This is a genomic window from Paenibacillus sp. FSL H8-0317 (assembly GCF_045040685.1).
Lineage (GTDB): Bacteria > Bacillota > Bacilli > Paenibacillales > Paenibacillaceae > Paenibacillus.
In genome coordinates this window covers 2,328,415-2,341,116 of sequence record NZ_CP150294.1, presented here as the reverse complement: position 1 = coordinate 2,341,116, position 12,702 = coordinate 2,328,415, and the positions used below count along the sequence as shown (strand labels likewise).

12 protein-coding genes are annotated in these 12,702 nt (G+C 46.4%); 7 read left to right on the top strand and 5 right to left on the bottom strand.

Features of this window, described 5'->3' with window-relative positions:
* Window positions 1-56: 56 nt before the first annotated feature.
* Together pfkA and MHB43_RS11065 are read right to left on the bottom strand one after the other, a co-directional pair.
* Complete coding sequence (gene pfkA, locus MHB43_RS11070; protein ID WP_036609663.1) at window positions 57-1,028, bottom strand: 6-phosphofructokinase; 972 nt, start codon at window positions 1,026-1,028, stop codon at window positions 57-59.
* 53 nt (window positions 1,029-1,081) lie between these two features.
* Window positions 1,082-2,161 carry a tetraprenyl-beta-curcumene synthase family protein gene (locus MHB43_RS11065; RefSeq protein ID WP_017689390.1) on the bottom strand — a complete coding sequence of 360 codons (1,080 nt, stop codon included), beginning with the start codon at window positions 2,159-2,161 and terminating at the stop codon, window positions 1,082-1,084.
* A 179-nt stretch (window positions 2,162-2,340) separates the two neighbouring features.
* Between MHB43_RS11065 and MHB43_RS11060 the strand changes: the two genes are divergently transcribed.
* The gene (locus MHB43_RS11060; RefSeq protein ID WP_221823355.1) at window positions 2,341-3,681 is read left to right on the top strand and encodes a multi antimicrobial extrusion protein MatE; all 1,341 of its coding nucleotides are present in this window, start codon (window positions 2,341-2,343) and stop codon (window positions 3,679-3,681) included.
* A 40-nt stretch (window positions 3,682-3,721) separates the two neighbouring features.
* A complete protein-coding gene (locus tag MHB43_RS11055) occupies window positions 3,722-4,894 on the top strand; it encodes an MFS transporter (protein WP_221823353.1) in 1,173 nt (390 codons plus the stop codon).
* Between the two features lie 154 nt (window positions 4,895-5,048).
* On the opposite strand, the gene MHB43_RS11050 is transcribed toward MHB43_RS11055, so the two are convergent.
* Window positions 5,049-5,246, bottom strand: a complete 198-nt coding sequence (locus tag MHB43_RS11050; RefSeq protein ID WP_017689394.1) for a cold shock domain-containing protein — start codon at window positions 5,244-5,246, stop codon at window positions 5,049-5,051.
* Window positions 5,247-5,408: 162 nt separating this feature from the next.
* Between MHB43_RS11050 and MHB43_RS11045 the strand changes: the two genes are divergently transcribed.
* From MHB43_RS11045 to MHB43_RS11025, 5 genes are all read left to right on the top strand, one after another.
* Complete coding sequence (locus tag MHB43_RS11045) at window positions 5,409-5,642, top strand: hypothetical protein (RefSeq protein ID WP_017689395.1); 234 nt, start codon at window positions 5,409-5,411, stop codon at window positions 5,640-5,642.
* A gap of 3 nt (window positions 5,643-5,645) precedes the next feature.
* Complete coding sequence (locus MHB43_RS11040; RefSeq protein WP_047842378.1) at window positions 5,646-5,831, top strand: hypothetical protein; 186 nt, start codon at window positions 5,646-5,648, stop codon at window positions 5,829-5,831.
* Window positions 5,832-6,044: 213 nt separating this feature from the next.
* Complete coding sequence (pepF, locus tag MHB43_RS11035; RefSeq protein ID WP_405131967.1) at window positions 6,045-7,835, top strand: oligoendopeptidase F; 1,791 nt, start codon at window positions 6,045-6,047, stop codon at window positions 7,833-7,835.
* A 132-nt stretch (window positions 7,836-7,967) separates the two neighbouring features.
* A complete protein-coding gene (locus tag MHB43_RS11030; protein WP_405131966.1) occupies window positions 7,968-8,348 on the top strand; it encodes a lipopolysaccharide assembly LapA domain-containing protein in 381 nt (126 codons plus the stop codon).
* 111 nt (window positions 8,349-8,459) lie between these two features.
* Window positions 8,460-9,500, top strand: a complete 1,041-nt coding sequence (locus tag MHB43_RS11025) for a M42 family metallopeptidase (RefSeq protein WP_405131965.1) — start codon at window positions 8,460-8,462, stop codon at window positions 9,498-9,500.
* A 118-nt stretch (window positions 9,501-9,618) separates the two neighbouring features.
* On the opposite strand, the gene MHB43_RS11020 is transcribed toward MHB43_RS11025, so the two are convergent.
* Window positions 9,619-10,557, bottom strand: coding sequence for a hypothetical protein (locus tag MHB43_RS11020; protein ID WP_405131964.1), 939 nt, complete (start codon window positions 10,555-10,557; stop codon window positions 9,619-9,621).
* A gap of 163 nt (window positions 10,558-10,720) precedes the next feature.
* Window positions 10,721-12,652, bottom strand: a complete 1,932-nt coding sequence (locus MHB43_RS11015; RefSeq protein ID WP_405131963.1) for an ABC-F family ATP-binding cassette domain-containing protein — start codon at window positions 12,650-12,652, stop codon at window positions 10,721-10,723.
* Window positions 12,653-12,702 lie beyond the last annotated feature (50 nt).

Below are 12,702 nucleotides of genomic sequence, written 5' to 3'. Positions count from 1 at the left end.
CAAAAAGAGCACAATCCACGTTAAAGCGGGATTGTGCTCTTTGCGTATGAATCGAATTATTGGGACAAACGTTGTGCAAGCTCGTAAGTCACCATATCGAAATCTTTTTTTGTGTTAACCACTTTATCAATATCCGTCAGGGTAAGTTCACCCTTGATAATGCCACAACCTTTGTCTGTCTCGCCTGCGATCAGACTGCGAACAGCGAAGTCGCCAAGACGGCTTGCCAGGTTACGGTCGAAAGGTGTTGGCGTACCCCCACGCTGAATGTGACCTAGAACGGTTACACGTGGCTCATACGTTGGGCAACGTTCCATCAGTTCTTTTGCTACATCCTCACCTTTGCCTACGCCTTCTGCAACGATGATAATACTGTGACGTTTGCCATGTGCAAAGTTAGCTTTCATCCGATCTGCTACTTCGTCCATATCAAATGGAACTTCTGGGACAAGAATCGTTTCAGCACCCGAAGCAAGTCCGGCATGCAGAGCGATATCCCCACAGTGACGACCCATAACTTCAACGATGGAAGAACGTTCGTGTGAAGACATCGTATCACGTAATTTGTTTACTGCATCAACTACTATGCTTACAGCTGTATCAAATCCGATGGTATAGTCGGTGAATGAAACGTCGTTATCAATCGTTCCTGGCAGACCCATGGTGTTAATGCCCAGCTTGCTCAGTTTATTCGCACCGTTGTAGGAACCATCTCCACCGATAACAACCAGACCGTCAATGCCACGCGCACGCAGAATGTCCGCACCTTTTTGCTGACCTTCAGCGGTATAGAATTCCTTGCAACGTGCCGATTGAAGAACCGTTCCCCCACGTTGGATGATATCCCCTACACTCCGCAAATCCATTGGGAAAATGTCATTATTCAAAAGACCCTGGTATCCACGTTGAACTCCAAATACTTCGAGACCGTGAAACAGTCCGCTGCGAACAACCGCACGAACAGCCGCGTTCATCCCCTGTGAATCACCACCGCTCGTTAATACTGCGATTTTCTTTACTGCTGTCATGATGTTTCTTCCTCCTCTAGTTTCACTTCAGGCTCCGCAATATCACACCTGACTTACATATTTTTCCGTATCCAGCGACTGAAAATGAAGAAAAATATTCTTGTGATCGGACTATTTTTCAGCAGACGTTTGGATACAACGCGAACTTCCTGTTGTTCGCTGACTTTGGGATCAGACAGGTAAATGGCAATCAGTCCTTCGATGATCATCCGGTGAAAGGAGCTTCCCGGAATCTTCTGTACATCACTGCGTGCCATCTCCACAATAAAAGCAATTCGGTCCAGCATTGTCTCCACATTCTCATAATAGTTGCAGAAGTTGAGATCTCCCCCGATGCGGTCCTCATCCTGATCAATTAAATAATCGAGCATAATGTGCAATGCGCATACATGTGGGAAATAGGCCGTATGGATCGAGGCCGCTTGCTCTTCAGTCAACTGATCGTCACTCGCAGCCAGAAACAGCATGAAAACGCCCAGTGTAGAGCCAGTTGCAGCAGCGAATTCGTTCCAACGAAACTGAGGTGTGCGATGACGATGCTCCGACCACCATTCGAGCAGTGCCGTTTCTCTCAGTTCCGGCTTGATATGCTTATATACCTGCAGGTCCGTGTATAGGCCTGCCAGATCCTGAATTTGGGGCTTGGCGGACGTATAGCCTGGTAACTGACGGGTCAGTTCCTGACATGTGGTCACCAGATTCCGCAGATATCCACCGTCATCCTGCTCCTCACGGAGGGCATAATAATTGACGGGAATTGCTTCGGGATCTACCGCATCAAGCATGGATTGATGGAGAAGACGAAAATCATCCGGGTCCATCGAGGTGCTGCGGTCGCACAGATTGTCCAAATAATCACTAATAGTTTGATATGAAACGATCAGCGGAATCAGAATGTGCCTATTGGGCAAATCAGCTAATGCGTAGACGGTTCCGCCTTCACAGTGAAACTGTTTATCCTTCAGACTGGCAAGTGCCTGTGTACGCAACTCCTCATTCGGAATCGCCTCAGCTTGAGCACGCCATCCATTCAGTGCCTTCCGTGTTTCCGGAATGGTGTATTTGTACACCCCTCTCATCAATGCCAGCGGTCCACGCGGATATTGATGACGTTTTCGATTTGATTGGCTCAAAATAAATGTGCCTCCACTTGGTTGAATACGTATTAGAGCGATTTTTAACCATTCCTATTATAATATGATCCCCTTAATTGTACAAATGATCTGCCGCATATTCCGCATAAAAAATCGCATCGGCGTTCAAAGCTTTGTGATATACTATCCATATTTCATCCATCAAAGGAGTCGTTGACATGTCGTCAAGTGAATCACTTTCGTGGAGACGGTTATTTTCTTTTTTTGTGCCACTTGGCATTTCCGCCTCTCTCGTCACCATTTCTCACGTCATCATAAACAGCACATTAGCACGTTCTGCTCATCCCGAGACGGTTATTGCCAGCTATGCCATCGCCGGTAGCTTGTTAACCCTCACGGAACGCCCCTCCACCCTGCTGCGGCAAACCTGTTCCGCACTGGTTCGCGATCGCCTTTCCTTTCAGGCCCTCACGTTTGTGACCAAAATATTTCTTGCCTGTGTGCTTCTCATTGGGTTTCTCATCGTATACTCTCCCGTTGGTACCGGGGTGTTCAAATACTTGTTTGGTGTAAGTCCGGATCTGCTGACCAAAGTCATCGACGTATATGAAATTCTCATGTATGTGAGTATCTTTTCAGTGATCCGCAACATCTATCAGGGGATCATCATTACGAATAACCGCACCAAGTGGTTAACCATCGGCATGGTATTCCGTTTAGCCGGCATGTACGGCCTATCCCTCTATTTCATATACACAGACAGCATTGACAGTGGACGTGTAGGCGCTATCATTTTTGCTGCTGGCATGATGATTGAAGCGCTCGTCAGCTTTCTGGAGGGAAACAGCATCAAGCGCAAGATGCCAGCCAAGCTTGAGGATCATCCCGTCGAGAGCAAGGGAGACGTATTTCGCTTTTATAAGCCACTGCTGTTATCCAGCTTTGTAGCGCTGTTCATAGGACCGGTTATTAACATCGTACTTGGCAAAACGACCGGGATCGCACTAGCCATTTCATCCTTTGCCATAGCAAGCAGTCTGATGCAGTTGATGCTAAGCTTCTTTACATACATCCATCAGATCGTGCTGAATTTCTACCTTGTGGATGCCAAACTGGTACGAAAATTCGCACTTGTCACCGGATTTATTCCGTTTGCGATGATGGTGTCGATTGCCTATACCCCCTTGGGACCATGGGTACTTGAAAATGTCATGAGCGTTCAGGGCGAACTGTTGGAACAAAGTCTGTGGACACTGCGTGCGTTTGTCTTATTTCCGCTGATCTTCCCTTTTCTGGATTTCAGCAATGGCCTCATTCTGCTTCGCGGTCAGACAAAAACGATGTTTCGTTCGCAAACGGCGAATGCAATCTGCACGGTAATTGTGCTGCTTATACTGGTTAGTATTTTCCCTGCGTGGAACGGCATGATTGGAGCTATTGCCCAATCCCTTGGCCTGCTCGCCGAACTTGTCATTGTCTGGCTTGTCATCCGGCGCACGAAGCAAGAACCTACGATGTCTGTGCCGAAAGCCCGTAAATCAACATCCCTGAAAGGGTAATAAAATCATTGAATTGTTATCAAGATTGGAGTCTCTCATCATGAAATTAAGTCACAACGCCCGCCCGGATCAGAACTGGCTGCGGGCTCTCATGTTCACCATCTTTGGTTCCACCGTTCTGGTGGTATCCTACTTCCAGCTTTACTTCAGTCATCTGGGCTTCAGTCGGGCTGAGATTGGATATCTCTACGGAATTGGCCCCCTCATCTCTGTGTTCTCCAATATGTTCTGGAGCATGGCCAGCGACCGCTACCAAACGGTACGCAAAGTAATGATCATTCTGCTTGGTGGTCAATTGATCACAGGGATCATGCTTGCCAACGCGACAACTTTCGGTCAGGTATTTGTACTCGTGACTTTGTTTTACTTTTTCTATTATCCGGTCTATCCACTCTCCGATACGATGGCTATTACAACGGCCAGCAAGTACGGCCGAAATTTCACTTCCATTCGAGTCTTCGGATCGATCGGTTATGCCTTCTTTGCATTAAGTATCGGGTATTTCCTTGGATCTTTCGGTCCAGGATGGACGATATGGCTTTGCGTCGGTCTTGCTGCCACTACATTATTGATCAGTTTTCAATTGAAGGATCAACCTTCAGGGAATAGTAGCAAAATGGATCTATCGGGGTTATGGGCTATTCTGAAACGCAGAGATGTGCTCACCTTTTTTGGCTGTGTATTTTTGCTTGCCATGGGACATCGCATGAACGAAGCATTTCTTACCATCACGCTAAAAGATCTGGGTGCCAGCGAGGGGCTGATCGGCTGGTCTTTGCTGATCTCTTCCGTAAGTGAAATTCCCATTTTCCTGCTGCTTAGCAAGTATGGAAACCGTTATAAGGAACTGCCACTAATCGCTTTTGCTGCACTGATGTATACAGTTCGTTTGCTTCTTATGTCCATATCCGATACACCTGCAGCTGTCGTTGCCATTCAGACGATGCATAGTGTTACCTTTGGTATTTTCTACGTTACGGCGGTCCGCTACATCATTCGCCTAGTTCCGGACGGCTACAGAGCAACGGGTATGGCTTTGTTCACCATTGTCTGGTCCAGTGCTTCGGGACTTCTTAGTGGAACGTTGGGCGGACTGCTGCTGGAACATGCAGGCAGACAAACCTTCTATCTCACCGCTATGGCTTTCTCCCTGGCTGCATTGATCGGTTTCGGATTGAAGTTATGGTCCAGCATGACCAATCGTGTATCCTGAAACCACAGGGAAACATACTCCATATTCAACCGATATTTACACTGGAAATTTTAGAATCAAAAAAAGCACAGCCTCCCATGGGGGACTGTGCTTAGGTTCTAATATTCAGCTATAAATTTATCATATATAAGAAGTCCGTTGACCGGAAAAATTCTTACAGTTTGTTTACGTTAGCTGCTTGAGGACCACGGTTTCCATCAGTAATTTCGAATTCTACCGCTTGACCTTCTTCCAATGTTTTGAAGCCGTCTCCTTGGATTGCGGAGAAATGTACGAATACGTCCTCGCCGCCTTCAACTGAAATAAAGCCATAGCCTTTTTCTGCGTTAAACCATTTAACTGTACCTTTCAAATGAAAAACCTCCTAAAAATATCGCCATCTATGGCGAATACCCTTATTATACTGTATGGGCTTCCATTTTGCAATTTATCTTTCCATAAATGTCGAAAAAATTTGCTTTGAATCGTAGGGTACGGTATCATTTTACCAAAACCGTTAGTTTGGAGACTACCTATGATAAAAAAACATGAAATATACAAAACAGACAAGTGGAATATGATGACCGTAGAAGTTCAAGGCAAATATCTCGTACTGCGAGAAATTTCGGAAGAGTGGGGCGAAGAATGCCATACTTTCCTTAGCCGTCCTGCATTAATGCACTGGGCTGAACGCCGTTTCCCAAAAGCAGATTTTGAGAACCGTGAGGATGAATGGCGTCAATTGATGGCTGCCTTCAAAGGGGTCTAACCCATGCAGCTTGACTCAAGCAATGTCGTCATCTTTATTATCCTTGCCTTCTCCCTTGGTATTGTGCTTATTCTGGGACGGAATTCCATCCCGGATCGACTGAGACGGGGAATGGCGCTTATTGCTACACTTCTCATTTGTTTTGCCTTTTTCCTGATCGTTTATTTTCTGTATAACATGGGAACCTAATAACGGGGACCCAGATATTCAAATATTTCAACGTGCCTAAGGTCATACTATACGAGATTATTCGTATCGTAAGGAGGAAGGCCGTTGAAATACCAGAAATCGCTATCTGTTATCCTTGTACTTAGTCTGATTCCTTCGTCTCTCTCCGCACACGCGAGTGCGACGAAGGCAGCTTCGTCCATACATTCATCAGATCATCAAAGGAGGATTTCCATGAGTCAATTATTGAAACGTTCCGAGGTACCGGCTGAACATAGCTGGAAACTGGAAGATTTATTTGCCGATCAGAAAGCCTGGGATCAGGAATATGAAGAAGTATCGTCTTTGACCACGAAGGCCTCCGAATTCCAAGGCAAACTGAATCAACCTGATGTACTCAAATCTTGCTTCGAATTTGAAGATGAGATCAGCCTCAAAATAGAACGCCTCTTTGTGTACGCACGTATGCATCAAGATGAAGACACAGCAAATCCTACATATCAAAACCTGTCCCAAAAAGCCCAGAAATTAGGCGTACGGGTTGGTGAAGCACTTTCTTTTGTCACACCGGAGATTCTTTCCCTGCCAGATGACCAGTTGGATGCATTGATTGCGAACGAAAAACTCTCTGCTTATACATTTACGCTGGAAGAGATGAAACGCGAAAAAGCCCACGTTCTTAGCCAAGCAGAAGAGGCTTTGCTTGCACAGGTAGGCAACCTTTCACAAGCCCCACAGACAATCTTTAGCATGCTGAATAATGCTGATCTCAAGTTCCCCCGAATCAAGGATGAACATGGTAACGAAGTTGAGCTGACACATGGTAGCTACATTCAGTTCCTTGAGAATCCTAATCGTGAAGTTCGCGAACGCGCCTTCAAAGCGGTATACGAAACCTATGCCAAACAGAAGAACACAATTGCCGCTGCCTTGAACGCAAATGTAACCAAAAATATGTTCTATGCTAACGTTCGGAAGTACCCTTCCGTGATGGAAATGTCCCTATATGGAGATAACATCCCAACGGATGTGTATACCAATCTGGTAGACACCATTCACGAGAGCCTTCCGTTATTGCATCGTTACATGGACCTGCGCAAAAAGTTGCTGGATGTGGATCAATTGCACATGTACGATCTGTTCGCTCCACTTGTAGACGAATACAAAATGGATATTACCTATGAGGAAGCGAAACAAACGGTCAAAGACGGTCTGAAACCACTAGGCAAGGACTATGCTGACGCATTGCAGACTGGATATGATAACCGCTGGATCGATATATATGAGAATGAAAATAAACGTTCAGGCGCATATGCCTGGGGCGCTTACGGCACTCACCCGTATGTCTTGTTGAATCACAAAGATAACCTGAACAGCATGTTCACACTCGCACATGAAATGGGTCACGCTCTGCATTCACATTACTCGGATACAACACTTCCGTATCGTGATGCCCAGTACACCATCTTCCTGGCTGAGGTTGCATCCACAACCAACGAAGCGTTGCTGATGGATTATCTGCTTAACAAATCAACAGATCCAAAGGAAAAATTGTATCTGTTGACCTATTATGCCGACCAATTCCGTACAACGGTATTCCGTCAGACCATGTTTGCTGAATTCGAGAAAATCATTCATGAACGTGCGGAACAAGGTGACGCATTAACACCACAATTGTTATCCGAGATCTATTATGATCTGAACGTTAAATATCACGGAAAAGGCATGGCTGTGGACAAAGAAATTGAAATGGAATGGGCTCGTATTCCCCACTTCTATAACAGCTTCTACGTTTACAAATATGCTACAGGCTTCTCGGCAGCAACAAGCTTTTCCAAGCAAATCCTGGAAGAAGGCCAACCGGCTGTTGACCGATATCTTGGCTTCCTGAAGAGCGGTGGCAGTGATTACTCCATCAACATTTTGAAAAAAGCAGGTGTGGATATGTCTACACCACAGCCAATTCGTGAAGCTATGAGTGTGTTCAAGGAATTGATTGAACAGATGGAGCAACTAACCAAATAAGGTTGTCTATCCATGTGACCTGCATCCCTTGCCCGTTTGGGCAGGGGATTTTATCATCATTGCAAGATGCAACCTACCCGAATATGGGTAATGCATATCTAGTTCTCAATTGTTCAACAAGGAGGCAACACCATGAAAATGCAATGGGCACTCATAGCAGGTCTTGTTTTTGCACTGCTCACGGGAATCTTTGCGGTCATTAATGTGGATTCCGTACAAGTCAACCTGTTATTTAACACGGTACAAATCCCGCTGATCTTGCTCATTCTCGGCTGTACCCTGATCGGTGGAATTATTGTAGGGTCATATGGCATCTATCGCCAATACAGACTGCAACGTGAAAATAAACAACTGAAATTGCGTGTATCTGAATTGGAAAGTTCCGCGACAAGCAAATCTACATTGGATTCTTTCAATTCGATGGATTCGCTTGACTCAAATAAATCCGATAGTCTTTTGGAGAAGGATTCGATCCAGAGTCAGCGCAAAGGAAACCCTACGGGAACACTGTAACCAATCAGAGACAGCCTGCTGGCGAGTCAGGAATGGTAGTATCACATTCTCTCCCCCAGACAGGCTGTATTTTGTTTCACCATACCCACGATCCGAGGAGGAAATTACACAATGAGTTTTACAATTGATGAATCATACGTTCTGTCTTTTCTGAAAAAATTGCTGGACACACCAAGTCCAAGTGGTTACACACATCATATAATCGAGATGATCCGGAAGGAAGCAGCAGCACTGGGCATCGCCTGTGAGCTGAATAACAAGGGCGGTGCGGTGCTTACATTGCCCGGACAGGATTCGTCCAAGACAATCGCTTTAAGCGCCCATGTGGATACGCTAGGGGCCATGGTACGCTCGGTTACATCCTATGGCACATTGAAGCTCACCTCTGTCGGTGGATTTTCCATGCAAAGTATCGAAAACGAATATTGCAGCATCCATACTCGGAATGGAAAGACATACACAGGCACCATTCTCTCCCTTCATCCGTCTGTCCACGTCTATCCGGATGCACGCACATTTGAACGGACTGAGAGCCATATGGAAGTTCGAATCGATGAAGTCGTTTCCTCCAAGGAAGATGTGTTGAAACTCGGGATCTCTGTCGGCGACTTTATCTCCTTTGATGCTCGCGCAGTCATCACGCCGAGTGGTTATATCAAATCACGTCATCTGGACGACAAAGCCAGCGTGGCTGCCCTCTTCGGCATCCTTGAGTCTGCACATCGTGAAGGCTGGAAACCATTACATAACGTCTCTCTGCTTATCTCGAACTATGAAGAAGTTGGACATGGCGCATCGTATATCCCTGCGGAAATCAGTGAAATGATCGCTGTAGACATGGGAGCCATGGGTGATGACCTGAGCTGTAAAGAAACTGACGTTTCCATATGTGCCAAAGATTCTTCTGGCCCGTATGACTACGATATGACCAGTCGTCTCATTGAACTGGCCAAACAAGATGGGATGGATTACGTCGTGGACATTTATCCCCACTATGGCTCAGATGGCAGTGCAGCATTACGCGGAGGAAACAATATCCGAGCAGCACTGATTGGCCCGGGGGTTCACGCATCTCATTCCATGGAGCGTACACATAAGGATGCTGTCCTGAATACGGCACGATTGCTCGCAGCCTACATTACAACCAAGTAAACAGAATCATTGATCGACGAAATTATTATGGATAACATCCACATGTTCGTCTAAGCAGAAGGCCCCTTCCAAGCACACAATTCGGTGTGCTTGGAAGGGGCCTTTGTTGTCATATCTCTTAATCTGCCTGTTCCACATATGCATGATACTTACGATCCAATATCTCTAACTCTGCCTTATGGTCACGCATTTCATTTCTTAACACATGCATGGTTTTCTGAACCGCGCTCAGTCCATCCTTCACCTGACGTTCGGCTTTGCGAATTTTGTCCTGAACCATCCAGTCCACGAAGAGGTTATCGAAGAAATAGTCTGCGAATGAAAGCAGACCTCCCAGATGCAGATCCGCGTGTACTGCCATCTCTACATCCTCCAGTTCCTTCTGAAAACGTCGTAAACGCTTACCTGCATCCATGATGGCGACCTGAGCGTCATCCATTCTTCCTCGCTTGATATGTGTGGAGATGACCCCACCGCCCATCATGTCATATACACCCCAATTACCTGCCGAAGACAAGGCCTTCTCGGCACGTTCAAGGGCATCAACCAGATACTCCCCCTCCCGGAAAGCTTCATCCAGTTCCTGTAACTCGCTCGCCAGATGTTCCCGGTTCTCAGCCATCTGTTGCAATTCCGCATCCTGGTCCAGCAGTCGACCTTCCTTCTTCCCCCACAAAGCGTTATAATCGCTTTGCCAGTACTGATACTGCCGTTGACCCTCCAACTCCTGCTCCACATGAATTCGTTGCTCCTGTACGTCTTGTAACATGCGACAAGCGGTGTCGTATGCAGCCTTGCTCTCCATGAGTTCCAGCTCTTCCTTCTCCAGACGTTCTGTCTTCTTGCCAATCAATTGATAGAAAAATGCCGACAATGTCATACTGTTCAGTCGATCAACATCCTTCTGTTCCTTCTGGAGATGCTCCAGCCGACGTTTTACCTTTGCTTCCCATTCGCTTTCCTCCGTTTGAAGTTTCTCCAGACGTTTGGTCCATTTCTCGTAAATTCTCCCCTTTTCCTTGAGCACTGCCAACTGTTCATTAATTTGCTTATACATATGTGTGGTGTTCTCTCCCTTCTATGAAATTCTTTACTTATAAAACGTAATGAACATACAGAACGTTTCACTTTAATGTGCAAATTCACAGACAAAAAAATCGCCCTTTTCTCCAATGCGACATAATGTCACTAAGGAAAAAAGGGCGATGGTTAATCAACTATCAAGATTTGCTCTGTTCAATCTGCTCTGCAAGTTCATTCAGAACGGTCCAGCGTTCCATCAATTCATCCAGATGACGTTCAGCCTCAACCTGCTCCGCCATCAACTCCTGCAGACGGGCAGAATCACTAAATGACTCTTCCATCTCTTTGTTAATCCGGACAAGATTGGCTTCAGCCTTCTCAATATTTTCATCAATCTGGTCGTATTCACGTTGCTCCTTGAAGCTGAATTTCAACTTCGGTTTAGCCGCTGACTCAGCAGGCGTCGTTTTCTCCGATGACTGCTTCACCTTCGCCGCTCCTGTGTCACTCTCTTGATTAGCTCCAGGCGCATTTTTCAGCATCCATTCCGCATATTCACTGTAGTCGCCGACGTGTACACGTACAGCACCGTTGCCCTCAAAAGACAGCACTTTATCCACAGTACGATCAAGGAAATAGCGATCATGGGATACCACAAAAACAACACCAGGGAAATCATCCAGATAGTCTTCAAGTACGGCGAGTGTCTGGATGTCCAGATCATTCGTCGGCTCATCCAGCAGCAATACATTCGGCGCAGCCATTAGAACACGCAACAGATACAGGCGACGCTTCTCTCCACCAGACAGACGGGAGATTGGCGTCCACTGAGATGCCGGAGTAAACAGGAACCGTTCCAGCATCTGGGATGCTGTAATCAGAGAGCCATCGGCTGTTTTCACATTCTCAGCCACTTCCTTGATGTACTCAATGACACGAAGAGATCCGTCCATCTCCTGATGTTCCTGTGTAAAGTAGCCCAGATTGACCGTAGGACCAACGTCAACCACACCTGCATCGGGTTCCAGCTTGCCAGATATCATCTGTAACAACGTGGACTTACCACTACCATTCGGTCCGACAATCCCTACCCGATCTCCAGGTACAGCAATATAACTCAGATCTTCGATCAGTTTGCGACCACCCACAGATTTGGAAATATGCTCGATCTCCAGAATCTTTTTACCCAAACGAGTGGAGCCCACCGATACTTCCAATGAACCCGAGCGCTGGACGCCTTGTTGGTCTTTGAGTTGTTCGAAGCGATCAATTCTCGCTTTTTGTTTCGTCGTCCGTGCCTTGGCACCACGACGAATCCATGCGAGCTCTGTCCGAAGCAAGTTCTTGCGCTTCTGTTCGGAAGAAGCTTCACGTTCTTCGCGCTCCGCCTTCAGTTCCAGGAAACGTGTATAGTTGGCTTCATAGCGGAACAAACGACCATGATCCAATTCCAGCATGACATTCGCCACACGATCCAGGAAATACCGATCATGCGTAATCATAAGCAGTGCGCCGCGGCGCTTCTGCAAATACTGCTCGAGCCATACTACCGAGTCATTATCAATATGGTTCGTCGGCTCATCCAGAATGAGCAGTTCGCAAGGGTGAATCAGCGCAGCAGCAAGTGCTACCCTTTTGCGTTGTCCACCAGACAATGTGCCCATCAGTGCATCGAATTGACGAATACCCAATTTGGACAAAATGCTCTTCGCTTCACTCTCCATCTGCCAGAGTTGAAGCTGCTCCATTTGCTGATTCAAACGTAATAGTCGCTCTTGCAACGCTGGATCAGATGACTGGAGCTCCAATAACTCCATCGTTTCCGTATATTCACGTACGGTTTTCATTTCCATGCTGTCACCTTCGAATACTTGTTGCAGTACCGTATTATCCGGATTGAAGTCCGGATTTTGCGCCAGAAACTGAATGCGTACGTCATTACCGATGGAGATCTGTCCCGCATCTGCAGGTTCCATACCAGAAATCACACGCAAAAACGTGGATTTCCCGGTGCCATTTACCCCAACGACACCAATCTTGTCCTGATCAGCCATGCCAAATGAAGCATCCTTGAACAATATTTTTTCGCCATAACTTTTTGCAACTTGCTCTACCGTCATTATGTTCATTGCGCGTACCCACTTCTCTGTAAAATAAAATTCAATATTACTCGTACCCA

What these genes read in the sequence shown, in the direction of transcription:
- pfkA (WP_036609663.1), bottom strand. Translation starts at nt 1,028, where the DNA reads ATGACAGCAGTAAAGAAAATCGCAGTATTAACGAGCGGTGGTGATTCA.
- MHB43_RS11060 (WP_221823355.1), top strand. Translation starts at nt 2,341, where the DNA reads ATGTCGTCAAGTGAATCACTTTCGTGGAGACGGTTATTTTCTTTTTTT.
- MHB43_RS11055 (WP_221823353.1), top strand. Translation starts at nt 3,722, where the DNA reads ATGAAATTAAGTCACAACGCCCGCCCGGATCAGAACTGGCTGCGGGCT.
- MHB43_RS11045 (WP_017689395.1), top strand. Translation starts at nt 5,409, where the DNA reads ATGATAAAAAAACATGAAATATACAAAACAGACAAGTGGAATATGATG.
- MHB43_RS11040 (WP_047842378.1), top strand. Translation starts at nt 5,646, where the DNA reads ATGCAGCTTGACTCAAGCAATGTCGTCATCTTTATTATCCTTGCCTTC.
- pepF (WP_405131967.1), top strand. Translation starts at nt 6,045, where the DNA reads ATGAGTCAATTATTGAAACGTTCCGAGGTACCGGCTGAACATAGCTGG.
- MHB43_RS11030 (WP_405131966.1), top strand. Translation starts at nt 7,968, where the DNA reads ATGAAAATGCAATGGGCACTCATAGCAGGTCTTGTTTTTGCACTGCTC.
- MHB43_RS11025 (WP_405131965.1), top strand. Translation starts at nt 8,460, where the DNA reads ATGAGTTTTACAATTGATGAATCATACGTTCTGTCTTTTCTGAAAAAA.
- MHB43_RS11020 (WP_405131964.1), bottom strand. Translation starts at nt 10,557, where the DNA reads ATGTATAAGCAAATTAATGAACAGTTGGCAGTGCTCAAGGAAAAGGGG.
- MHB43_RS11015 (WP_405131963.1), bottom strand. Translation starts at nt 12,652, where the DNA reads ATGAACATAATGACGGTAGAGCAAGTTGCAAAAAGTTATGGCGAAAAA.